This is a genomic window from Saccharopolyspora shandongensis (assembly GCF_900106995.1).
Taxonomy (GTDB): domain Bacteria; phylum Actinomycetota; class Actinomycetes; order Mycobacteriales; family Pseudonocardiaceae; genus Saccharopolyspora; species Saccharopolyspora shandongensis.
Genome location: NZ_FNOK01000028.1, coordinates 50,134 through 72,401 on the forward strand (window position 1 = coordinate 50,134; position 22,268 = coordinate 72,401).

Annotated in this window: 20 protein-coding genes and 1 pseudogene; 6 read left to right on the top strand and 15 right to left on the bottom strand. The window is 66.4% G+C overall.

Annotation, left to right across the window (positions count from 1 at the left end; genetic code table 11):
• The first annotated feature begins 118 nt into the window (after positions 1–118).
• Both BLW84_RS26365 and BLW84_RS26370 read left to right on the top strand, forming a co-directional pair.
• Entirely contained in the window at positions 119–1,075 is a 957-nt protein-coding gene (locus BLW84_RS26365; RefSeq protein ID WP_093270287.1) for a LysR family transcriptional regulator, read from the top strand.
• A 203-nt stretch (positions 1,076–1,278) separates the two neighbouring features.
• Entirely contained in the window at positions 1,279–2,913 is a 1,635-nt protein-coding gene (locus BLW84_RS26370) for an acyl-CoA dehydrogenase family protein (RefSeq protein ID WP_093270289.1), read from the top strand.
• Positions 2,914–3,095: 182 nt separating this feature from the next.
• Here the strand turns inward: BLW84_RS26370 and BLW84_RS26375 are convergent, their stop codons facing one another.
• The 6 genes from BLW84_RS26375 to BLW84_RS26400 form a co-directional block, all read right to left on the bottom strand.
• Positions 3,096–3,458 carry an enoyl-CoA hydratase-related protein gene (locus BLW84_RS26375; RefSeq protein WP_218157475.1) on the bottom strand — a complete coding sequence of 121 codons (363 nt, stop codon included), beginning with the start codon at positions 3,456–3,458 and terminating at the stop codon, positions 3,096–3,098.
• Positions 3,459–3,517: 59 nt separating this feature from the next.
• Positions 3,518–4,399, bottom strand: a complete 882-nt coding sequence (locus BLW84_RS26380; protein WP_093270294.1) for a bile acid:sodium symporter — start codon at positions 4,397–4,399, stop codon at positions 3,518–3,520.
• Between the two features lie 49 nt (positions 4,400–4,448).
• Complete coding sequence (locus BLW84_RS26385) at positions 4,449–5,783, bottom strand: Dyp-type peroxidase (RefSeq protein WP_093270297.1); 1,335 nt, start codon at positions 5,781–5,783, stop codon at positions 4,449–4,451.
• Positions 5,784–5,803: 20 nt separating this feature from the next.
• Positions 5,804–6,817: a hypothetical protein gene (locus BLW84_RS26390; RefSeq protein WP_093270300.1), complete on the bottom strand. Its 1,014-nt coding sequence runs from the start codon at positions 6,815–6,817 to the stop codon at positions 5,804–5,806.
• 44 nt (positions 6,818–6,861) lie between these two features.
• Positions 6,862–7,395 (bottom strand): hypothetical protein, encoded by a 534-nt coding sequence (locus BLW84_RS26395; RefSeq protein WP_093270303.1) that lies wholly within the window; start codon positions 7,393–7,395, stop codon positions 6,862–6,864.
• A 311-nt stretch (positions 7,396–7,706) separates the two neighbouring features.
• Positions 7,707–8,315: a DDE-type integrase/transposase/recombinase gene (locus tag BLW84_RS26400; RefSeq protein WP_093270306.1), complete on the bottom strand. Its 609-nt coding sequence runs from the start codon at positions 8,313–8,315 to the stop codon at positions 7,707–7,709.
• 432 nt (positions 8,316–8,747) lie between these two features.
• Here BLW84_RS26400 and BLW84_RS26405 point away from each other — a divergent pair, with 432 nt between their 5' ends.
• The 3 genes from BLW84_RS26405 (at position 8,748) to hemQ (ending at position 11,905) form a co-directional block, all read left to right on the top strand.
• The gene (locus BLW84_RS26405; RefSeq protein WP_143061108.1) at positions 8,748–9,203 is read left to right on the top strand and encodes a hypothetical protein; all 456 of its coding nucleotides are present in this window, start codon (positions 8,748–8,750) and stop codon (positions 9,201–9,203) included.
• Between the two features lie 663 nt (positions 9,204–9,866).
• Positions 9,867–11,000, top strand: a complete 1,134-nt coding sequence (hisC, locus tag BLW84_RS26410; protein WP_093270312.1) for a histidinol-phosphate transaminase — start codon at positions 9,867–9,869, stop codon at positions 10,998–11,000.
• A gap of 227 nt (positions 11,001–11,227) precedes the next feature.
• The gene (hemQ, locus tag BLW84_RS26415; RefSeq protein WP_093270315.1) at positions 11,228–11,905 is read left to right on the top strand and encodes a hydrogen peroxide-dependent heme synthase; all 678 of its coding nucleotides are present in this window, start codon (positions 11,228–11,230) and stop codon (positions 11,903–11,905) included.
• A gap of 180 nt (positions 11,906–12,085) precedes the next feature.
• Here hemQ and BLW84_RS26420 read toward each other — a convergent pair whose 3' ends face one another.
• The 4 genes and pseudogenes from BLW84_RS26420 to BLW84_RS26435 form a co-directional block, all read right to left on the bottom strand.
• Positions 12,086–12,910 (bottom strand): RNA-guided endonuclease InsQ/TnpB family protein, encoded by an 825-nt coding sequence (locus BLW84_RS26420; RefSeq protein ID WP_218157476.1) that lies wholly within the window; start codon positions 12,908–12,910, stop codon positions 12,086–12,088.
• 327 nt (positions 12,911–13,237) lie between these two features.
• Positions 13,238–13,650, bottom strand: a pseudogene (locus tag BLW84_RS26425) (globin domain-containing protein).
• 165 nt (positions 13,651–13,815) lie between these two features.
• Positions 13,816–15,492 carry an aa3-type cytochrome oxidase subunit I gene (gene ctaD / locus BLW84_RS26430; RefSeq protein WP_425441759.1) on the bottom strand — a complete coding sequence of 559 codons (1,677 nt, stop codon included), beginning with the start codon at positions 15,490–15,492 and terminating at the stop codon, positions 13,816–13,818.
• Positions 15,493–16,008: 516 nt separating this feature from the next.
• The gene (locus BLW84_RS26435; RefSeq protein WP_093270321.1) at positions 16,009–16,839 is read right to left on the bottom strand and encodes a sulfurtransferase; all 831 of its coding nucleotides are present in this window, start codon (positions 16,837–16,839) and stop codon (positions 16,009–16,011) included.
• Between the two features lie 168 nt (positions 16,840–17,007).
• Here BLW84_RS26435 and BLW84_RS26440 point away from each other — a divergent pair, with 168 nt between their 5' ends.
• The gene (locus tag BLW84_RS26440) at positions 17,008–17,460 is read left to right on the top strand and encodes a MarR family winged helix-turn-helix transcriptional regulator (RefSeq protein WP_245761390.1); all 453 of its coding nucleotides are present in this window, start codon (positions 17,008–17,010) and stop codon (positions 17,458–17,460) included.
• A 99-nt stretch (positions 17,461–17,559) separates the two neighbouring features.
• Here BLW84_RS26440 and BLW84_RS46505 read toward each other — a convergent pair whose 3' ends face one another.
• Genes BLW84_RS46505 through BLW84_RS26455 form a run of 5 tightly spaced genes read right to left on the bottom strand, consistent with a single transcriptional unit; the run spans position 17,560 to position 22,143 of the window.
• Complete coding sequence (locus tag BLW84_RS46505; protein WP_143061109.1) at positions 17,560–17,832, bottom strand: hypothetical protein; 273 nt, start codon at positions 17,830–17,832, stop codon at positions 17,560–17,562.
• 1 nt (position 17,833) lies between these two features.
• Positions 17,834–20,512: a helix-turn-helix transcriptional regulator gene (locus BLW84_RS26450; RefSeq protein WP_177226692.1), complete on the bottom strand. Its 2,679-nt coding sequence runs from the start codon at positions 20,510–20,512 to the stop codon at positions 17,834–17,836.
• Complete coding sequence (locus BLW84_RS50170) at positions 20,509–20,655, bottom strand: SDR family oxidoreductase (RefSeq protein ID WP_342743178.1); 147 nt, start codon at positions 20,653–20,655, stop codon at positions 20,509–20,511. Before BLW84_RS50170 ends, BLW84_RS26450 begins: the two co-directional genes overlap by 4 nt.
• A gap of 15 nt (positions 20,656–20,670) precedes the next feature.
• Positions 20,671–20,793 (bottom strand): hypothetical protein, encoded by a 123-nt coding sequence (locus BLW84_RS49970; RefSeq protein WP_281247447.1) that lies wholly within the window; start codon positions 20,791–20,793, stop codon positions 20,671–20,673.
• Between the two features lie 9 nt (positions 20,794–20,802).
• Positions 20,803–22,143 (bottom strand): MFS transporter, encoded by a 1,341-nt coding sequence (locus tag BLW84_RS26455; RefSeq protein ID WP_093270331.1) that lies wholly within the window; start codon positions 22,141–22,143, stop codon positions 20,803–20,805.
• Positions 22,144–22,268: the final 125 nt, after the last annotated feature.

The following is a 22,268-nucleotide window of genomic DNA, read 5'->3' on the forward strand; positions in this document are numbered from 1 at the left end:
CTATAGATCCCTGCGGCTCCAACTCTTGGACACCAGACCCGACAGCCTGTGGAAGATGGCTCCAGCACCGAAGTTCCGGGGAAGCACAACTCATCACGTGCTGCGAACAGGGGGTTCGATGGAGGTCCGGCAGGCACAGCAGTTCCTGGCCGTGGTCGAGCACGGCGGGATCGCGCGTGCCGCACCCGCGTTGCACCTCGCTCAGCCCTCGCTGTCGCAGGCCATCCGGACCCTCGAGCACGAGATGGGCGCCCCGCTGTTCCACCGGGTAGGCCGCGGCCTGGTCCTGACGACCGCCGGGGAAGCGCTGATCAACCCGGCACGACAACTGCTGCGCGACGTCGCCACGGCCCGCGCGTCGGTGGCCGAGGTCGCAGGCGTGCTGAGCGGGTCGCTCGACATCTCGCTGATGGGCGGCCCACTCGAGCACCTGATCCCCACGGTCGCCGCATTCCGCAGACGCCACCCCGATGTTCTGGTCCGGCTCGACGTGCCGAACCTGGAACGCACCTTGCTGAACCACGTGCGCCAAGGCCGAAGCGAACTGGGATTCACCCCGCTGACTCCGGACACCGAGGATGGGACCACAGCACTACCAGGGCTGAACGTCCTCCCCCTCGGATCCGACGAGCTCATGCTCGCCCTGCCTCCCGGAACCGATCCGGCCCTTCCCGACCCGCTACCGGTCGACCGCCTCCCCGCCATCCCCACGATCGCCATTCCCAGGGACGCCGACACCCGCAAAGCGGTCGAGCAGATCTTTCGCGCGGTCGGCATGAGAACGAAGCTGGCCCTGGTCACCGCGTACCGCAGCACCCAGATCCCGCTGGTGCTGCGCGGCGCGGGGATGGCGTTCGTGATCGGGAACCAGGCCGAGTGGGCCCGCGCCCAAGGCGCCGTCGTACGCCATTTGTCACCCACCACTTCCATCGCCTACGGGGCGGTCACCCGCTCCGGCTACCTCTCCCCCGGAGCCAACGCCTTCCTCAACCTCGCCATCTCCCGCCTGAGCGCATCCCCGGCGACGACACCGTGCTCCCACAGCCACCGCACGAGATCCTCGGCGCTGCAATAGGTCGATTTCGCACCGATATTCCCGCGGCCTATCCGAACGGCTGGAAGAACGACTTTGACGCCGTTCGCTGATCGGGACGAACCTATTCGCACCGACGATGCGAGAAGCCCGGCATCCGCGCGGAAGTTCGTGCCACAGCCAGAGGTCGCGATCGGTGGCGCGAACAGAGCATCGTCTCAGGAGTCAGGTCGAGGGAGACTGGTATGCCGACGAATCACGCGGTCACCAACCAAGTTCCACCGCTGGTGGACTACAACGTCGCCGACGATGTCCCGCTGCTCGAAGGCTTGCACCGCGAGAACGCCGATTGGGCGGCTGGGGAGCTCCAGTCGCTGGGCGAGCTGGCCGGAAGCGAGCAGGCCCAGGAATGGGGTCGGCTCGCGAACGAGTGCTCGCCGGTCCTGCGCACCCACGACCCCGTCGGGCACCGGATCGACGAGGTCGAGTTCCACCCGCACTACCACTCCCTCATGGCCACAGCCGCCGAACGAGGGCTCAACGCCGCGGCTTGGCTGCGGCAACAGCCCGGCACCCACACAGCGCGGATCGCGAAAACCTTCGTCTGGGCCCAGACGGACGCCGGCCACATGTGTCCGGTCAACATGAGTTACAGCGCGGTACCCGCGCTCCGCCACTCCCCCGAGATCGCCGCGCGCTATGAGAAGCAGCTCGCATCGCCGCTCTACGACCCGCGCCCGAACCCGCTGTCGGCGAAGCACAGCCTGCTCTTCGGCATGTCCATGACCGAGAAGCAAGGCGGGTCCGATCTGCGCGCCAACTCCACATCGGCAACGCCGACGGCAGATGGCACGTATCTGATCACCGGCCACAAGTGGTTCACGTCGGCCCCCATGTCCGATGCATTCCTGACGGTCGCGCGAACCACCAACGGAATGTCCTGCTTCCTGCTACCTCGCGTCCTTCTCGATGGTTCGCGCAACGCGATTCACTTCCAGCGGCTCAAGAACAAGCTGGGCAACCGGTCGAACGCATCAGCCGAGGTCGAGTACGACCAAGCCGTCGGCGAACTCATCGGCGAAGAAGGCCGAGGGCTCCGCACGATCATGCAAATGGTGAACTACAGCCGCCTCGGCTGCCTGATGATGAGCGCCGCCTTCATGCGCAAGGGACTCGTGCGCGCCATGCACCACGCACGACACCGCAAGGCGTTCGGAAGCGCTCTGGTCGATACCCCGCTGATGAGAAACGTGTTGTCCGACCTCGCACTCGAGTCCGAGGCGGCGATCACGCTCATGATGCGGCTCGCGGGGGCGACGGACCGCGCCAACGAAGGCGACGAGGACGAGGCGAAGTTCCGCAGGGTCGGGCTGGCAGTCGGCAAGTACTGGGTGTGCAAGCGTGCGCAGCACGTCGTCGGTGAAGCGCTCGAGTGTCTCGGCGGAAACGGTTACGTCGAGGACTCCGGAATGCCGCGGCTGTACCGCGAGGCGCCTCTGCAGTCGGTGTGGGAGGGATCCGGCAACGTCGCGGCGTTGGACGTGCTGCGTGTGATCAAAAGATCGCCCGCGTCCCTGGATGCGTTCTTGGCCGAGGTCAAGCTGGCTCAGGGCGCAGATCCGCGGCTCGATGCGGCCGTGCTTTCGCTGACCGAGCTCCTCGCTGACGCAGAGAACCTCGAGTTCGCCGCTCGTCGCCTGGCCGAGCGGATGGCCCTGGTACTGCAAGGCTCCCTGCTCGTCCGGTTCTCCGAACCGGCCGTGGCGGATGCGTTCTGCGCCTCTCGCCTGGATGCGGATTGGGGCGCGGTGTTCGGCACGCTCGGTCGCGCGGCCAACACGAAGGCGATCGTCAAACGCGTGCCGACCTACGACGTCTGACGAGAACCGCCTGCCCGGGGAACTGCGATCGGCGGTACAACGAGAAGGCCACCGCGCAGTTCCCCGGCTTCGAGCGCGACAGCGAAAATGCGCTCCTAGCCCGAGCTGATCGGAGTTGGTCATACTCCGCAAGCCCCGGACGGGAGGGCTTCTCGCAAGAGCGAGTCTGCTGATGCGGAGTACTACTTGCCGAGCAGGTGTTCGTGGATCGCCCGCTTCATGCGTGTGCCACCACCGTTGCTGAAGTTCGCGATCCGCGCAGTCAGCTCCCGCGCTGAGGCAAGGACATCCGCCTCGGAGACGCAGTGGCTGGCCATGCCCAGGCGCAGCAGGTCCGGACCGCGGGTTCGCTCGCAGGCGAGGGTGAGCTGCAGCGTGCGATTGACGTCATACTTCCGCAGCAACCACGCGACATTGTGCGGCGCTGCCACGCCCATCGAGGCCTCGCCGATCATCAGGAACGACTGCTGGCCGACAACGAGCAAGTCGCAGGCCAGCGCCAAGGCCGCCCCCGCGTTGACCGCTGCCCGCTCCAACGCACCCACCAACGGCTGGGTTGCTGGACAGCCTCTGATGATCGCGTCAGCGGTCGACGTCGGGCGGGTCAGCGGTTGCCGTCGGTGCGGGGTTTGCTGCGTCGCAGGTTGAGGATCGCGGCGATTGGGATTGCTGCCGCCAACCCGGTGAGCAGGACCGCGGCGAGCGCGCCGAGGAGCGCCGGCTCGTTTCCGAAGGCGATACCGGCGGCGGCCAGCGCAGGCCCTGCGTTACGCACTGATGCGACGCTTCCCATAGTGGTGCGGCGCATCACCGGCCCGGTGGCCAGCAGCGTGCCGACGGCGAAGGCAGCGGTGGCGAAGATGAACCCGGCGAGGAGTGTCCGTGAACCGAGCAGCGTGACGACGTCGCGCCAGTTGCCCAGCAGCATGCCCGCCAGCACGATCAGGAAAGTCACGTTCGAGACGTTGACGGTGGTGGGGTGCCAGGACCGCGCGACGGGTGCCGCGCATCGACGTAGCAGCAGGCCGATGGCGAACGGAACGAGCTGCAGGATCGCCACGGTCAGCACCAGCGCGCCGACGTCGAGGGATATCCCCGGGCCGACCTTCGCGACGGCGAAGATGCCGTTGGCGGTCGGGCCGAAGGTCAGGCTGCCGACGGAGGCGAGCATGACCTGCATGGCCGCACCCGCGACCACGTCCCCGCTCTGCACCATGGCCAGCTTCGCGCCGAACGGCCCGCCGGGCGACGAGGCGACCAGGATCAACGCGATGAACGCCGCGGTGGGCAGGCCGAGCAGCGCACCGATGCCCCAGCCCAGCAGCGGGAGGACCACCAGGTTGCCGAGCAGCGCCAGCAGGAGCAGCGGAAGGTCGGCGAAGATGTCCCGCAGCGCCGAGATGGTGGTCCCCAGACCGGCGGCGAACATCGTGGCAGCTATGAAGATCACCGTGACGGCGTTGAACAGCAGATGCAAGGTGTCCATGGGGCTTTCCACCTCCGGTGGCGCCCGTGCCGAAGCGCGCCACCGTGGTTCAGTCCTGGAGATCGCCCAGCCAGCGCAAGGCGCTCAGTCCGGGCAGGAAGCAGTACTCGCCCCCACGTGTGACCACGAACCGCGGCAGCGGCGGCAGACGCCGGCGCACGGGCCGACGGGGGATGATGAAATCGGTGTGGCCCTCGTGGGCTCCGGCTATCGGGTCCTTGGTGTTGCCTGAGCCGAAGAAGACGCCGTCGTTCAGCCATTCGGACTGGACGAACTCGAACTGCCGTCCGAGGTGGGCGCCGATGAAGGAGAACATGAGTCCGCGGTCCACGCCGTCGTCCTCCATCACGCTGTCGGCGAGCGGTGGACCGTAGACGGCGCCGCGCCTGATCATGCGGTGCAGTCGCACTTCCCCTGCCACCACCGCGTCGCGGGGGTTGGCGCGGCGGATGTGACAGCCTCCCGGGGTGGTGAACCCCGCCGGGTCGTCGCGCGAGTAGAGGAAGGTGTTGCGGCGATGTGGGTCTGCGCCGAGGGCTGGGTCATCGTGCTGCGGACTGAGCGCCAGCGGCGCGCCGCTGCGCCAGCGCCCCATGATCTTGGCTGCCAGCAGTTCCTCGTCCTCGCGGCTGGTGGCGTTGTCCTTGAGGTAGCGCCGGAACGCGGCGACTCGTTGGTGGAGTTTCCGGAAGACCGCGTAGCCGCCGTTACGTCCCAACACCTCTGGCCGCGGGGTCTGCACGCCGCCTAGCTCGTCGGGGTAGCCGAGGACGAACTCACCGGCTTTCAGCGGCTTTTCCAGCTGGTTCGACCCGGCGATGCCGCTGCCCTCGACAGCAGGGTGGCTGACGCCGTCCCGGTAGCCGAAATGCTCGGTCTCGGTGGGCAGCGCGCGGCAGTCCTGCCTCCAGATCGCGGTGATGCCGGGCAGGCGGTGGTACGCCGTGCGGGCCCGATCGATGGCCGCCTCCAGCTTCTCGGCATCTGGTGCCACAGCCGCGAACACCACGTGGACGTCGGCTGTCCCCAGGGGCGCCTCCCAGTTCTCGGACCTGCTCTCTCCCACGTCGCCGAGCGCTTTGGCCCGGGCGGCCATCCCCTGCCGGAACTCCCAGGCGAAGGTGCCCAACGATTCGTGCGGTACACCGAGTGCCTTGAGGCCGTGGTAGGTGACCGCGACGCTCACCCAGGTCTCTCCCAGTGGACTGGGCGAGCCCGCGGCGGAGGTGGCCACGGCGCTCGCACGCCGCATCAGCTCCCGCCCGTGCGCCCGGTCATCGATGCGGAAAACGAGGTAGCTAGCCGCGTAAGGAGTTGGCCTGGGGCTGAGAACCCCGCGCTGAATGTCGTCGAGTTCCAGCGCGACCTGCGCGTGCCCGCTCATGGTCCCGTCTCCTTGCAACGCTACTTCGAGACGACGTTCTTCCAGAAATTCCCCAGGCTTTCGTCGCCGCCGAACAACGAGCTGAAGATCGTGGAGTCCGCCAGCAGCACATCACCGGCCCGATCACCGCTCGGGGGCATCCACAGGAAACTGTTGAACTCCGTGTTGCCGGCCTCGGTGAACGGGTGCGGCCTGGAAGTGTCGATCGGCTGCCGCGCCAGCACATGGATGACATCCGGATCGTCCGTCGTCACGGCGTAGTGCGGCAGGTGCTGGTGGAAGTTGAAGGTGGTCACACCTTCCAGCCACCCTCGGGTGTCCAGATCCCTGGCCGCGGACAGCGGGGCGATCTTGTTCGGTTCCCGCACTGCAGGACGCAACCCGTAGCGGTTCTCCACCGGCACCCCCAGCCCTTGCATCAGACCCCGGACGTACCTGGCGAACCGCTGCTGGCGCGGAACCAAAGGATCTCCGTGATGGCGATGCTCCATTTCCCGTACGGTCAGGTCATCCGAGGCTCCCACGTCGTGGTGGGGCCCCAGGACCAGGCAGGTTTCCTCCCGCTGGAGAAATTGCCGCAGCGCATCGATCTCTTCTGGCTCGGCGTCCTGTCCCGTGATCATGTGGTCCAAGCCGAAGACGAACAAGGTGTCGGTGTCCGCCAGCACCCGATCATCCAGCAAAGTCCGGAAACCGGCTTGATCGATGCGTTGATACACCGGCACAGCATGCCCAGTGGTCTCCTCCACGAACGACTGGAACGGCACCCAAGCCCAGAAGAACAACTCCAGAGAACCCGCGATGCCCTGCTGGAACTGCAGCGGGTCGGACCACCTCGGTTCCTCGTAAGCGGGCCAGGCGACCCGCCGGACCTCGGTCATCGTGGAGAACCGGTTGTCCAGCTCAGCCGGATTCCGGCCGGCCTCGGCCGGATAGCTCCACGCCACGTAGATGCTCACTCGTCTCCGCCCCCTGGTGTAGGGGCGGGACACATGGCTCTGGTTGTAGGTGCGGGCCGTCGTGGACTCGCTCATAGCTTCTCCGATCCGCAGTGGGCCAGCCAGTCCGAAGCCATTTCTCACTGCAACTGATCGAGCATCTCCGACAAAGCGCCCTTGATCCGCAGCGCCTTCTTAACCTCATCAGCCGTGACGTACGGATACTCCCCGTACTCGATGAAACTCGGGCAGTGGTGCTCCCGCACGAATCTGACGAACGCCTCCGGATTGGTACGCCAGTCCTCCGGAAATCCCTCGAGATTCTCAAAAGCCGTGCTCACTCCGGCCTTGCTGAACAACGCGATGGCATCTTCGGTGTACTTGTCGAAATCGGTGTCGAAGATCCCCTGGTACATGAAACGCGTGTCGTCGTCGAACAGCACCCAGCGCAAGTAGTGCAACTTCAACGGAGCGAGAAGATAAGGATCCCCCTCCAAAGCCTTGGCCAGGGTGTAGCCGTATTCGCGGATCACCTCGGCCCGGCCCGGCTTCACGTTCGCGATGATGGTGAACCCATAACACGCAGGAGTCCTCGGAAAAACAGGACCGTACTTCCCCTGCTCCAAATGATCGGTCTCCTTGGGGAGGACAACCGCCTGGGGCCTGATCTCCATGCTGCCCCTCCGCACTCAGAAAGAACGAAACCGCCACCACCACTCTCCCACATAGCGCAGCTGCAGTCTCACCAAGCAAGCAGGAGAGATTGGATTTGAATACATCTCGGCTCGTCTACGCATTTCACATCCTTCTCTCCGAACCCATGAGTCACACATATCCCAACCTCGCACGACGCTGCTGTCTCCACAGCTTGGCCATCCGCACGGTCCTAGACGCCCTACGGTCGTCCCGAGCCGCCCTCCTCGAACATCTCATCGGCACCGACACCGCCATCCAGTACTTCGACCTGCCCGCAGGATTCAAGAAGTCACCAACCGGCGACGTCCTGCGCAAACTCCACGAACTCGCGCGCAGAGGCCCACCCCAGGTGCGCTTGGACTGCCCAGTTCCCTCGGCTCCGATTAGTTGAGTGCCATTGCCGGGACCAGGCGGTGTTGACGGAAGCAGATGGCTTCGCACTCGGGAGGTGTCCGATTTCGCCGTGCAGTCGCTGATTGCTATACCAGTCAACGTATTCCAGGGTGGTGAACTCGACGTCGCCGAGGGTGCGCCACGGACCGCCGGGCTTGATCAGTTCGGTCTTGTACAGCCCGGTCGCCGACTCCATCAGAGCGCTGTCGTAGGCGTCGCCGACCGTGCCGATCGAGGCGTCAATCCCTTGCTGCACAAGGCGATTGGTGAACGCAATAGACGTATATCGACTCCCGGCATCGGAATGCTGTACCAGGCCCGATCCGACCGGGTGCCCAGTGTGATCACGCGTCCACAACGCCATCTCCAGTGCGTCCGGCACCAGCGAGGTGTCCCGGCTGGTGTCGGCTTTCCAGCCCACGATCCGGCGGGAGAATACGTCCAGGACGAACGCGACATGCACGATGCCGGCCCACGTCGGAACATACGTGAAATCCGTGCCCACAGGGCATTCGGCCGCTGAGTGGCGAAGTCCCGGTTGACCAGATCACCGGCCCGCACACCGTCTTTCGCCGGGATCGTGGTCCGTTTGGGTTTGCCCCGCACGGCGCCGGTGATGCCTGGCCGACGCATCAGCCGCCCGACGCTGCAGCGGGCCACCTCGATGCCTTCGCGGGCGGATCCCTCGCCCAACGACTCGAACCCGCCCGCGAGGCGCGCAGCTTGTGACCGGGAAGGGGCCCGGCGATCTCTCGGCCCGCTCGCCGGTTCGTCGTGCGAGCGACATCTGACAGCCACTGGAGATATCCGGTCCGGCAACAATCGACTCGATGTCCGACCGGGTTAAACGGGTTGATTCGCGTCACGGCCAAGCCGAGTCCGTGCCAGACTCCGCTCACGCATTCAGACGATGCGCCTTGCCGATCTGGGAGGGACCATGGCACGAGTTGGTTTCCCGAGCGTTCTCACGGCGTCCGCGATGGTCGCCGCGTCACTGCTCGCGCCGACGGTGGTGACACCTGCTGCCAATGCGGCCGGCAAGCTGTGGGGGCCGATCTACGCCAAGAGCGGCCAAACGGCCATCGGCTCCGCAGACGGAGACTTCGCCAACAACGGGGGTGTCTACGCGACAGTCGGCGCCAATTGGCGTGACCTGCGCGACGATGGCATGCCCACGTTCGTAAGGGTGGAGTTCTTCTTCCTCGTAGAGGGCAAGTGGGAAAGCGCGGGCAGCAGCGAGTCCGCCCGAACCAACACTCACGCCAGCGGGCCCCTGTCCCGCAGGCTGAGGCATGAAGCGACCGCAGCACGCGCCGCGATTCACGTGTGCGTCGACCGCAACGCCCTCCCAGACTTCTGCTCGCGCGACGCGATCGTGTCGTTCAACTACTGACCCGATTTCTGCCTGACCATGCGCTGCGCAGAAGGCCTCCCTCGAACTGGCGAAACGCTCGGCCGGGCGGACCGACGGCACCGACCAGTTGGGGACCGCCGGGATACGGCGAGAACCGCCCATGCGCCCCGGCTGAGTGCGCCCCTGGGACGCGCCACCGACCTGGTTTCGCTGGCCCCCGGATCGTCGGGATCGACCATCTCCGCTGCGATGAGACCGCGATACCGGCCAGAATCACTCGGTGCGAGGCCCCGAGCGCTGTCAGCCCGTTGAAGGCCATCGGGATGACGAGCACTACAAGCCCAACGAGAGCAAGAGGGTCAGGGCGAGCGACCGATCACTGCGCAGTACCGACATCGGGCTGCGCACGTCCGCCAGCGGGATCGGCTCTCTCAAGCCCTTGCTGAGCCATGACCAGAGCCGGCGTACGAGGCTTCTGACCGCGGTGAGACCAGGTAATCGTGCCGTCCTCGGCCGAGGCCACCTCGATGATGCGCTCCGCAGAGAATCCGATGTGGACATTGGGAGAGGTGGATCACCTCGACCACCGCCGCGGACTTGATCACTGCCGAGCGAGCGGACGGATCCGATGGCCGCAGCACTTCCGATCCAAGTTATCGAGTACACTAATGATTAGTGCGCAAACTATCCGGGAGGTGGCCCATGACACGGCCCGAGGAACATGGCCTCGGTGAGCGGGTGCGCGTGCGGCCAGATCTGGCCGCACGCGGCGGTTATCGTGCCGGTGAGGCCGTGCCGGGAGCCATCAAGTTATCGAGCAACGAATCTGGTCATCCCCCGCTGCCGGGTGTCCTCGAGGCCATCTCCGCGGCAAGCGCCGAGGCGAATCGTTACCCGGACAACCATGCGACCGCGTTGCGTACCGCCCTGGCCGAGCGGTGGGCCGTCTCCCCTGATGAGGTGATCATCGGCTGCGGTTCCAGTTTGCTGTGCCAGGAGCTCGTTCAGGCGACCTGCGAGCCCGGCGACGCGGTCGCGTTTGGTTGGCGCTCGTTCGAGGCATATCGCCTCTACGCGCAGACCTCCCATGCTCGCGCGATCACGGTGCCGAACACCCCAGACGGCCGCCTCGATCTGCCAGTCCTCGCCGCCGCTTGCGCGAGCGCGGACCAGGTCGGCGTCGCGTTCCTGTGCAGCCCGAACAACCCGACCGGCGCCGTGATTACCGACGATGAGTTGACGGCGTTCTTGGAAGCCGTACCCAAGTCGGTCCCTGTCGTGGTCGATGAGGCGTACGCGGAGTTTGCAACTGGCGTGACTCCGCACGCGATCGATTGGTACCGCGCCGGATGGCGGAACGTCGTCATGTTGCGCACCTTCTCCAAGGCGTACGGCCTTGCAGGGTTGCGGGTGGGCTACGCGATCGGCGCACCGGAGCTTCTCCACGCAGTGCGAGCCATCCGATCACCCTTCAACGTCAGCACCGTGGCCCAAGCGGCGGCGATTGCGTCCCTGCATGCTGTCGATGAGATGGACAAGCGTGTTGCAGGTGTCGCTGCGGGCCGACGATGGGTTGCAGAGCGTCTGCGCAGACTCGGGCTGCCGGTGCAGGATTCAGAAGCGAACTTCCTCTGGCTCCCGCTCGGTGTGCATGCCGACGCATTCGCCGAGCACTGCCGACGCGAGGGCGTCATCGTGCGCTCGTTCCCACCCGACGGCGTAAGGGCGACCATCTCGGTCCAGGCCGACAACGAGCGGCTAGTAGACGCTGCCAGCAGTTGGCGTCACTCGGCAGGCGACCGGATGTCTCCGCAGTCGTCTGGCGCCCAGCAATGAAGCACCTTCTCCTCCTGGACACATCCCGCTGCCGCCCGGGTACTACATGCTCGACTAGCCGAGCTAGGAAGAGATCCTGCGCGCCGAGGGCGAATTCACCACGGCGACGCACACCTCTCAGCGGTGCACGCTCTGTCGCCGTTCGATACGTGTTCGCGATCTCCCTCGAAGCTTTCGTCCTGCTCAAGCCAACCGTCGTCCCCTGACCTACCCGAGAGAGCACTACTATGGTCACCAACCTCGCCGACCGAATCGAATACACGATGTGGTCCGTGTTCAAAGCCGTTCCAGGAGCGTCGTCTGCTAAGCGTCCGATTGCGGAAGAAGCTGAAGAATACTTCGCCGGACTCCCCAGCAGCTCCGTCACTGTACGCGGCTTGTACCGGCTATCCGGCCTCCGCGCAGACGCAGACTGGCTCGTATGGTGGCATGCCCCGACCATCTCCGCGCTCCAGAACGCGTACTCCGGGCTGCGCCGGACTGCGTGGGGCAGAAGCAGCATCCCCGTGTGGAGCACTGCGGGCGTGCATCGGCCTGCGGAGTTCAACACCAGTCACATCCCCGCATACCTTCACGGCACAACTCCGGGCCAATTCCTTGCTGTCTATCCGTTCGTCCGTTCCTACGAGTGGTACCTGCTGCCGGCTGATGAACGCAAGGACATGCTCGCCAACCACGGACGGGCGGCGCATGACTTCTCAGACGTGCTTTCCAACACGGTCGCCGCATTTGGCCTCGGTGATTACGAGTGGATCCTCGCCCTCGAGGCAGACGACCCAGTCCGCCTGGTCGACCTGATGCGCGTCTTCCGCGCCACCGATGCCAGGCGCCACGTTCGCGAGGAGACCCCGTTCTTCACTGGCGAACGCTCAACTGTCCAGTCACTCATCGACGGTCTGCCTTGATATTCCAGCGATGGGGAAGACCAGCCGTGCTCACCACGCTCGAAGATCGAGATCGGGCATCGCTGACCCGTCCCGAGTCATTGTCCGACAGAACCTTGCTGAGGCATTGACTGCTCCCCGTCGTGAAGGGCGGAGATTCTTGATCTCGGCGCCCGACACGGCATGGTGGGGATTTCTGGCTCAAGCTGCCTCCCGGCTCTGCGAGCCGGGAGGTCTTCCGCTCTCATCACCAGCCGGGTACAGCCCAGCCCGGACGAGCATCACATGCGCCGAGTTCTTATCCCTCGGAGACGCGTGGCCGCATGCGGTGCAGGTGTAGGTACGTTCGGACAGCGGCAAGGCGTGCTTGGTTCTCGCTCCGCACTTGGCGCACTCTTTGGTCGTGTTCTTCGGGTCCACCAACACGACCTGTCGGCCGTGCTTGCGCCCCATCATGATCAGTTCGTTCTTCGTGGCCGTAATCGCCGCATCGGCGGCTTTGCGAGCCATCGTGGTTTTGGCCAGGAACTTCGGGCGGAAGTCCGCAACGGCGATCGCATCATGATCGGCTACCACGCGCTTAGCCCACATGCGGGCGGTGTCCTGGCGTTGCCGGGCGATCTTCTTGTGTGCCTTGGCCGCTTGGCGTTGTGCCTTGCGGTAGCCCTTGGTCTGGGCCTTCCCGCGCGGTGCGCGGCGTCGGGCCATCATGCGCTGATACCGGGCAAGTTTCGCCGCCGCGTTCTTACCATGCTGGGCGTGGGGGAGATCGTGATCGTCGGATGTGAAGGTGGCGGTTTCCTTCACTCCCCAGTCGATACCGATCACACGGCCTGTTTCCGGGAACGGCTGGACCCGGGTTTCGACCACGAAGCTCGCGTACCAGTGGCCCAGCGCATCGCGGTACACCCGCACCCAGGAAGGCGCGGCGGGAAGCTCTCGGGACCACACCACAGCAGCCACGATGCCGCCCGCCAGGTGCAGGCGAGAATCCTTGACCCGGAACCCGCGCAGCGTGTAATTCAAGCTCGGCAAGCCCGACCCACCGGCTGAGTGGCCACCCCAGGCGCAGAATTGACGCGCTTCCTCCCCGCCCAAAAGGACGGGGCATCCGCGCCACGTTCCTCCAGTGAACACAACGCGGCGGCGCGGCAGATGAGGACCAGCTTGAGTACGTACTGCACCCGCTTGTACAACATCATGGTCTGGCGGCGGGACGGGTCCCGCCGCCAAAACCGTTTCCACGTCAGCGATGTCGGCTTGCGCCGCGGCGAAGGGCAAGATACGACGTGAGCACGAAGTCGTGGTGTGACCGCGAGATGCCGCGTAGCACCGAGTCACTCCGCCGAACGATCACACGGTGCCGTCGGTCTGCTTTTCTTCGGCATTCACCAGGCTTTGAGCAGCAGTTTCCAGATAGCGCAGTAACCGGCTCAGATGCGGTTCTGCGAGCCGCTCGGCGTGACCGCTGTGCGCATGCACCTCACCCAGGCATCCCGTTCGGCGGGGCCGATGACGAACCTCGCATGCCGCCAGCGCAGCCGGGGATGTCCGCGCGTTTCCGAGTAAGTTCGGGGCCCTCCCCAGTACTGCATGAGGAACAGTCGCTGCCGGTCCTCCGCACCGGCCATGTCGGCATCGGGATACATCGGCCGGAGAAGCTCGTCTTGAGCTACCTCCCGGTAGAACCGTGCGACTATTCGGTGGAAGGTCGCTTCACCCCCGATCGCCGCGTAGAGGTTCCCTTCGTCCTCTCCATTTTCGATCACGCTCGCTCCTCCCACCCGCGTTTGTCCCTCCTTCACGCGGTCTCGGCTTCGGCATGTGGCATCCGAAAGCACGGGCTTCTGCGACACGCGCTTTGCGCCACTAGCAACGAGTCCGCTCGATCGCCAGCATGAGCACTTCGAACGACGGCATGCGGTCCGTGATCATTTCTCGGCCGGATCGAGCTCACCGGAGGCCTCGGCGGGCCGTGCCGAATCGTTGCCGTGTGCGAGGGTCTTGCCGGTGAGTCCGATGTGCGCTTCTCTACGCATGCGCTCGGAGATGTGCGGGTAGTGCAGCTCGAAGGCCGGGCGCTCGGAACGGATCCGGGGCAGCTCGGTGAAGTTGTGCCGCGGCGGCGGGCAGGACGTCGCCCACTCCAGGGAGTTGCCGAAACCCCACGGGTCGTCGACCGTGACGACCTCGCCGTAGCGGTAACTCTTGAACACGTTGTAGAGGAACGGCAGCATCGATGCGCCCAGGATGAACGCGCCGATCGTCGAGATCGTGTTCAGCGCGGTGAACCCATCAGATTCCAGGTAGTCGGCGTATCGACGCGGCATGCCCTCGTTGCCCAGCCAGTGCTGCACCAGGAACGTGCCGTGGAAACCGATGAAGGTCAGCCAGAAGTGCAGCTTGCCCAGTCGCTCGTCCATCATCCGGCCCGTGATCTTGGGGAACCAGAAGTAGATGCCGGCGAAGGTGGCGAACACGATCGTGCCGTAGAGCACGTAGTGGAAGTGGGCCACCACGAAGTAGGTGTCCGAGACGTGGAAGTTCACCGGCGGGGCGGCCAGCAGGACACCGGTCAGGCCGCCGAAGAGGAAGGTGACGAGGAAGCCGACGCTGAAGATCATCGGCGTCTCGAAGGTCAGCTGCCCCTTCCACATGGTGCCGATCCAGTTGAAGAACTTGATGCCGGTCGGGACCGCGATCAGGAAGGTGGTGAACGCGAAGAACGGCAGCAGCACCGCGCCGGTGGCGTACATGTGGTGCGCCCACACGACCGCGGACAAGGTCGCGATGCCCAGCGTGGCCAGCACCAGACCGGTGTAGCCGAACAGCGGCTTGCGGCTGAACACCGGGAAGATCTCCGAGACGATGCCGAAGAACGGCAGCGCGACGATGTAGACCTCGGGGTGGCCGAAGAACCAGAACAGGTGCTGCCAGAGGATCACGCCGCCGTTGGCCGGGTCGAACACGTGCGCACCCAGTTGCCGGTCGGCCAGCAGACCGAGCAGCGCGGCGGTCAGGATCGGGAACGCCATCAGGATCAGCACGCTGGTGACCAGGATGTTCCAGGAGAAGATCGGCATCCGGAACATCGTCATGCCGGGCGCGCGCAGGCAGACCACCGTCGTGATCATGTTGACCGCACCGAGGATCGTGCCAAGACCGGATACCACCAGACCGGCGATCCACACGTCTGCGCCGTGGCCCGGCGAATGGATCGCGTCCGACAACGGGGTGTAGGCGAACCACCCGAAGTCCGCTGCCCCGCCAGGCATGAAGAACCCCGACAACACGACCAAGCTGCCGAAGGTGAACAACCAATATCCGAGAGCGTTCAACCGCGGGAACGCCACGTCCGGGGAACCGATCTGCAGCGGCAGGATGTAGTTCGCGAAGCCGAACACCACCGGCGTCGCGTACAGCAGCAGCATGACCGTGCCGTGCATGGTGAACAGCTGGTTGTACTGCTCCTGCGACAGGAACTGCATCCCCGGAACGGCCAACTCGCCACGGATCAGCATCGCCATCAGGCCGCCGACCAGGAAGAACGCCATCGACGTGACCAGGTAGAGGATGCCGATCTGCTTGTGGTCCGTGGTGCGGAACATCCGCGCCACGGCCGTCCCCTTCGCTTGCGCGCGCCTCGGCAGAGGACGCGCCGCGGTCGGTCGTTGGGCTATGTCAGTCACATCCGTCTCCGAACATCTGGCGGTTGGTGCGGGCCGAAGCGGCCAGGCGGCCAAGAACGTGACCCCGGCTCCGCATTCGAGATCACGCCCTCTCACACCGCGACCACGAAGTGTGCACCAATGTTTAGCACACTAATCATTGGGGTCAAACCAGCAGCAAGGCAAGGCATAGTGCGCAAGACCACGAAGCGCGAAGCATCGGGCGGCACTGCACGATGAACTGCGCGGCCAGCTCGTTCCGCAGCGCAATCGGCGCGGTGCTGCGGGTCAGCTTCGAACCTGCCGTCGCCCGTCGTAGATCACCTGGATCCCGGTTGCGACCGCCTCCGTGCCACGAACCCGGCTTCGGCGAAAGCTTCGAACAACGACGCTCTTCTGCACGGTGTCCAGTTCGGCCCGGCCCGGATGCGCCCACCGGGTCCGGGCCGAGGCTGCTCAGAGTTCTACGGGCACACCGACGAGCGAGCCGTACTCGACCCACGAGCCGTCGTAGTTCTTCACATCCTTCTGGTCGAGCAACTCGTGCAGGACGAACCAGCTGTGCGCGCTGCGCTCGCCGATGCGGCAGTACACGATCGTTGGCGTGTCATCCAGGCGTACGCCAGCGTCGTCGTAGAGCTTGCGCAGTTCCGCATCAGGCAGGAACGTGCCGTCCTCAGCCGCGGTCTTCGCCCACGGGATGTTCTTGGCCGTCGGGACATGCCCGGGCACCTGCGACTGCTCCTGGGGAAAGGCCGGAGGCGCGAGGAGCTCGCCGGCGAATTCCGGCGCCGAACGCACGTCCACGATCGTCTTGACTCCGATCGAGGCCACCACCTCGTCGCGGAACGCGCGCAGCGAATTGTCGGCGTCTTGCGCCACATACCGAGTGCGTGGGCGGAAGACCGGCTCAGTGCTCAGCTCACGACCATCGAGCTCCCACTTCTTGCGGCCACCGTCGAGCAGACGGACATCGCGATGGCCGTAGACCTTGAAGTACCAGTACGCGTAGGCCGCGAACCAGTTGTTGTTGCCCCCGTAGAGCACGACCGTGTCGTCGTTGGCGATTCCCTTGGCAGACAGCAGCCTCTCGAAACCAGCCTTGTCGATAAAGTCGCGTCCCACTGGCGCCTGCAGATCCTTGCGCCAGTCCAGCCCTACCGCTCCGCGAAGGTGATCGACGTGGTAGGCATCGGCGTCCTCGTCGACCTCGAGGAACACGACCCCCTCGGTATCGAGGTTCTTCTGGGCCCAGTCCGCGTCGACCAGAACGTTGTCTCTGCTCATGCTCGCTCCCGCGACAATTGAATGCACACCAACAGTTGGTGCACCAAGCAAAGTCGATCGTAGCCGCTCCCCTCCGCGGACACGGCGTCGTTCCGCAATGCGAGACGACTGCCTCGCGAGCAGTCGCCATGGATGCTTGGTGCACCAATCGTTGGGTATACTGCGGACGTGCCTTCCCCCACGCGCGATCCGCTTGCACTTGAAGAACAGGTCTGCTTTGCGCTCGCGGTCGCTTCGCGCAGCGTGGTCGCCGCCTACAAGCCAGTGCTGGAGCCCCTTGGGCTGACCCACCCGCAGTACCTGGTGATGCTTGCGCTCTGGCAACACGGCGAGGTCGGCATCAAAGACCTCAGCGAACTGCTGCACCTTGACCCGGGAACCCTGTCCCCCTTGGTCAAGCGGCTAGAACACCTCGGCTTGCTCGAACGCGTCCGCCCCTCTCACGATCAACGCACTTTGCAAATAACCCTGACCCCGGCCGGTCGGTCCCTCAAACGCAAAGCGCTCCAGGTGCCCGCGGCGATGCTCAACAAGTTCGGCATGACAGTCGAGGACCTTCAGCGGACAAACGCACTACTGCACGACATCATCGAGGCGGCCCAGACGGCAGCGAACCCTTGATGAAGCGCGTTGCCACCACGGCTGACCCGTGGCCGACGCGGTCCAGGTTGATCTTGCTGGCACCGAGAGCCAGTGGTTTCCGCACCTCGCGGAAGGTCGTCACCGCCACGCCCAGCACGCGGGCGTAGAAGTCGATCGCGGCTTCCAGGTCGGCCGTTGTGAGCACGAGGGGTCGAGCCGGTCGATGCGCATGCGCTCAGCTTCCTCTCGAACGGCCGTGAAATCAGGGGCTTCGGAACCAGCCACATCGGCGGTGCTTGCTACCCCCACCGGGAGCCGCAGCACAAGCGTGTCCTGTTTGGACATCGCGACAAGGGCGACCTCCGGCCACAGCGGGCGTTGGTGGTCGACGGCGTTGTCGATGACGCTCATGTCAGCCCTCCGGGTGGGGCCCTTCGGGAACGGAGTGGTGCCGGGCGGCGAGCTCGGTTCGGGAGCGGATGCCGAGCTTCGCGTAGATGCGCGTCAGGTGGTACTGAACTGTTTTGCTGGACAGGAACAGCTCAGCCGCAACCTCCTTGTTGGACATTCCTCGTGCGACGAGCCGCGTGACCGCGTCCTCCTGGGGAGTCAACTTCGAGTCCGAGCGCATGAGGTGGACGCCCCCTGCTTTCAGCTCCCGGTCGCAGCGTTCGACGTAGGTCGTCGCCCCCATCGCGGCGAAGCCGTCGCGGGCCGTGGTGAGCGCGACGTCGGCTCGCGCGCGGCGGCCGAGGCGGCGCAACGTCTGGCCGTAGCTGAAGTTGATGCGGGCTTGGTCGTAGCGCAGGGGCAGCGTGCCGATCAGCTCGAGGGCTTCGTCGAACGAGGCTGTTGCGGCGATGACGTCGCTCCGCGCGCCGTGGAGACGACCGCGGGCGGCGGCGAGGCGGGCGCGGGCGGAGGTGTGTCCGCGTTTGGCGGCCAGCTTTTCGTGGGGCGCGAGGAAGTCGTCGGCTTCGTCGAACCGGCCGAGCAGGACCAGGGCATGGGCGTACATGTCGTGCCAGGGCCAGTGGCCGGGCTCGTCGGCGCTGGAGGACGGAGCGGGACGGGTGAGCGGGTACAGCGCCCGCAGCACGCCGGCGGAGTCGGCGCGGGCCTCGGCGACGTGGGCTCGCGCGAGCTGGCTCGGGATCCGCATGATCTGGTAGTCGCTCGCGCCGGTGGCGCACTGCAGGAGCACGCTCTCGGCAGCGTCCCAGTCACCGCGCAGCGCATGCACCGCCGCTGCCGTCCACAGCAGCAGCGGGCCGGTCAGCAGAATTCCGGTGCTCTCCTGCAGTTCCAGGGCCTCGCGGACAGTCGTGAGCGCTGCGTCGCACTCTCCGGTGAGAAACTGCGTCCGCGCCAGCCACGCACGCGCCCACAGGGAGATCCGCGCGGACCCGCCGAGATAGGTGGTGGGGACCGAGCTTTCGAGGTCGATGCGGGCGTCGTCGACCCGGTCGGTGATCAGGTTCAGCCAGCCACGGGCCAGCATCGCGCGCTGGGCCTGGGCGCCGTGCCGCAGACGCCCGGTCAGGTGCTCGTAGTCGCGGCGAGCTAGCTTCGCGCGTCCGGTGCCGGCGAGTCCGAGACCGCGGATGGCCGCGGCTTCAACAGCGGGGGGCGTGTCCGCACCAGCCAGTTCGATCGCGCGGTCGGCCCACCGCACGAGGTCGCTGCCGTCGTAGCGGGCGAGCGCGTCGAGGACGTAGCGCTGGCAGACGAGCGCCGCGGTCTCCGGTTCGCGATCGGTGCTGACGATGTCCCAGGCACGGCGGAGCCGGGTCCCGGCCTCTGCGGCGCGGCCGCGGACCACGGCGAGGTAGCCGAGGACAGCGTCCCGCAGCGGGGTCTCGCGGAGGCTCTCGACTTCCGGGACCAACGCCGCCGCTCGGAAGACGTCGCCCGCGCCGATCAGGGCGTCGACGGCCCAGGTGATCCGGGATTGCTGCTGCTGCGGGTCATCCGTGAGCCGGCCGGCGTCGCTGAGCAAAGTGGCAGCGGTACCCCAAGCTCCTTCGGCGGCTCGTTCGCGGGCGAGGTCGTCCAACCGCCCGGCGACCTCCGCATCGGGGACCGGACTGGCGGCGACCAGCAGTCGCAGCGACCGGACGGGGTCGTCGACCAACTCCGCGGCGCGACGCTGCAGGCCGGCGCACCGCGCTGGTCCGAGGCTGGTCAGCACGGCGGCCCGCACCATGGGGTCCGGTGGGCTGACCTGGGTGAGTCCACGCCGGGCGAGCTGGACGAGGCCGGCTTCGGATGCCTCGTCCAACAGGAGCAACGGGTCGACATCGAGCTCTGCCAAGGCCATCACGTCTCGCACCGGCGTGTCGGTGCCCAGGACGGCGGTCGCCTCGGCGAATCGCCGAACCGGCGACGAACACTCCGCGAGTGCTTGCCGGACGCGGGCGTCGACGGCGGCCGGGGCGGGCAGGGTCGGGTCGAACTGGGACCAGGTGGCCCGAGGTAGCTCCGCGAGCAGCTCGACGACCGGTTTCGGGCGGCCGGAAGTGTGGCGCAGCAGCCGCTCGGCCATCCACGGGTGCAGCGCGACACCGTAAGACGCGGCCAGCTCGCTGATCTGCCTGGCGTCCAGCGGCGGAATCCGGGGCTTGTCGGTCGCGATCCGCGGCAGCAAGTCGAGCACTTCGGCGTCGGTGCGGCGGTCACCGGTAGTGGCGGTGGCCAGGACCTGGAGCCGCGCCTCGGGGTGATGGCGCAAGGTCGACGCCAGGGTCTGCAGCGATTCCACGTCGGCGAAGTGCGCGTCGTCGACAACGAGCAGCGTGGCCGGGACGAGTTGTTCGACGAGCTTCTCCGCCGTGTCGAGCGGGGTGGACGTCGCCAAGCCGGGGAACGCTTGAGACAGCAGGGCATACGAACAGTGGGACTCCCACGCAGCCGCCGTGACCTGACGGCGCGGCCCCTCGTGACGCCGCAGGAGATGTTCGGCGACCGCCGACTTGCCGATCCCGGGCGGGCCGGCGAGCAGGACGAAGCGGTTGTGGCCGGCCCGGAGGCGCTGCTCCAGACCTGCCACGAGCTCTGCTAGCCCGATCAGCGACTCTGCTGCTCTCGTCACGTCCACCTCGTCGTTGGTTCCTGGCCAACTGAGATCGCCCCGGCCACGGGCAAGACAGTCCCGGTCACATACGACGCCTCGTCGGAGGCGAGGAACGTGATGGCCCCCGCCTGCTCGTCTAGCGAGCCGCATCGCTCGACCAGCGACGACTCAAATGGCTAATCGATGCGGGCCTGGAACCGGGCCCTCGCCTGCTCGAAGGTCAAAGCTGAGCCGTCCCGCGCCAGTGCGTCGGCGAGCGCAGTATCGCGGGCGATCAGCGGCGGACGGGTGTGGACCATATGACCAGCCTAAGCGGGATGAGGACTGCCAGCCGCTGGTGCAGCCACGGGCAGGTCCTCCTCGCCGTGGCGTGAACGGGGCACCAGCACCGTCACCACCGCCGCGGCGGCCGCGATAGCGGCGAACAGGTAGAACGTCGTGGTGCCACCGAGGCCCGCGCCGACGAGCAGACCGCCGACCACCGGGCCAACGATGCCGCCGATCCTGCCGAAGCCCGCACACCACGCGACACCGGCTGCGCGCGCCCTGGTGGGGTAATAGTTCGACGCCAGACCGTAGACGAGCACCTGCGTGCCGATCGTGCCGATGCCGGCCACTGCGACCGCTAGTAGCAGCGCGCCCAGTGGGAGGCGCAGCGGCAGCAGCGCGAGAGTGCACGCAGCGAGGACGAACGTCGTGGCGACCACGCGCTTGGCCCCGGCCCGGTCGGCCCACAACGACGCGAACATGCCGCCCACGATGGCGCCGAGGTTGAGCACGAACAGGAACATCAGCGAGTAGCTCTTGTCGTAGCCGTTATTGGCCATGATCTGCGGTAGCCATGTGTTGAGCCCGTAGGTCAGCAGCAGCCCTGCGAAGCTCATCAAGCCCAGCAGCGCCGTCGGCCACGCCAACTCCCTCGTAGTCAGCGCCGGGAACCCCACGCGGGTGGTCCCGGCCGGCTTCACCGGCTCGGCGGGCAGCGCGATTCCGGTGCGCTCGGCGAGCACCTTCGCCTGCTCGACCCGACCGCGGGAGGCGAGCCACTTCGGTGATTCCGGCAGCTTCACCACGGCCAGCGGAAGCACGAGCACGATCGGCAGCGCCCCGATCCAGAACAGCCCGCGCCAGCCGACCGCGTCGGCCAGCACGAGGGCGAGCAGGGCGGCCAGCACGCCACCGGCGGGTACTCCGCTGTAGACGATGGCGTTGAGCCTGTTCCGCCGTCCCGGCGGGGCGAACTCCGCCACCAGCGCCCCGACTGTCGCCACCAGCGCGCCGACCCCGATGCCGGTGAAGAACCGGCCAATGCCGAAGGCGGTGACATTCTGGGTCAGCGCGGTCGCACCCATCCCGATCGAGAACCAGGCGAGGTTGATCAGCATGATCCTGCGGCGGCCGATCCAGTCACCGAGACTGCCCGCGGCCAGTGCCCCCACGAGGACCCCGATGAGTGCGTAGCTGCCGAGTGCGCCCGCCTGGCCGGGCGTGATCGGCCCGAGCTGGGCCGGGTCGGCGAGCAGGGTGGGCAACACGGTGCCGTACACGACGAGGTCGTATCCGTCGAATACGAGCACGATGGTCGACAGTGCGACCACCCAGGACACGGTGCGCTGGCGCCGGCGCGTCATTGCGTCGGTTTCGGACATGAGGGACTCCCGGCAGTGTTGGGTGGGGACAGGAGGGGCGGCCCCGGCCAGGGCAGCCCGGCGGCGCGAAGCCGCACAACTGCGGCGCAGGACGGGGCGCGTCATCGACCCCGGCCAGGCCGGCG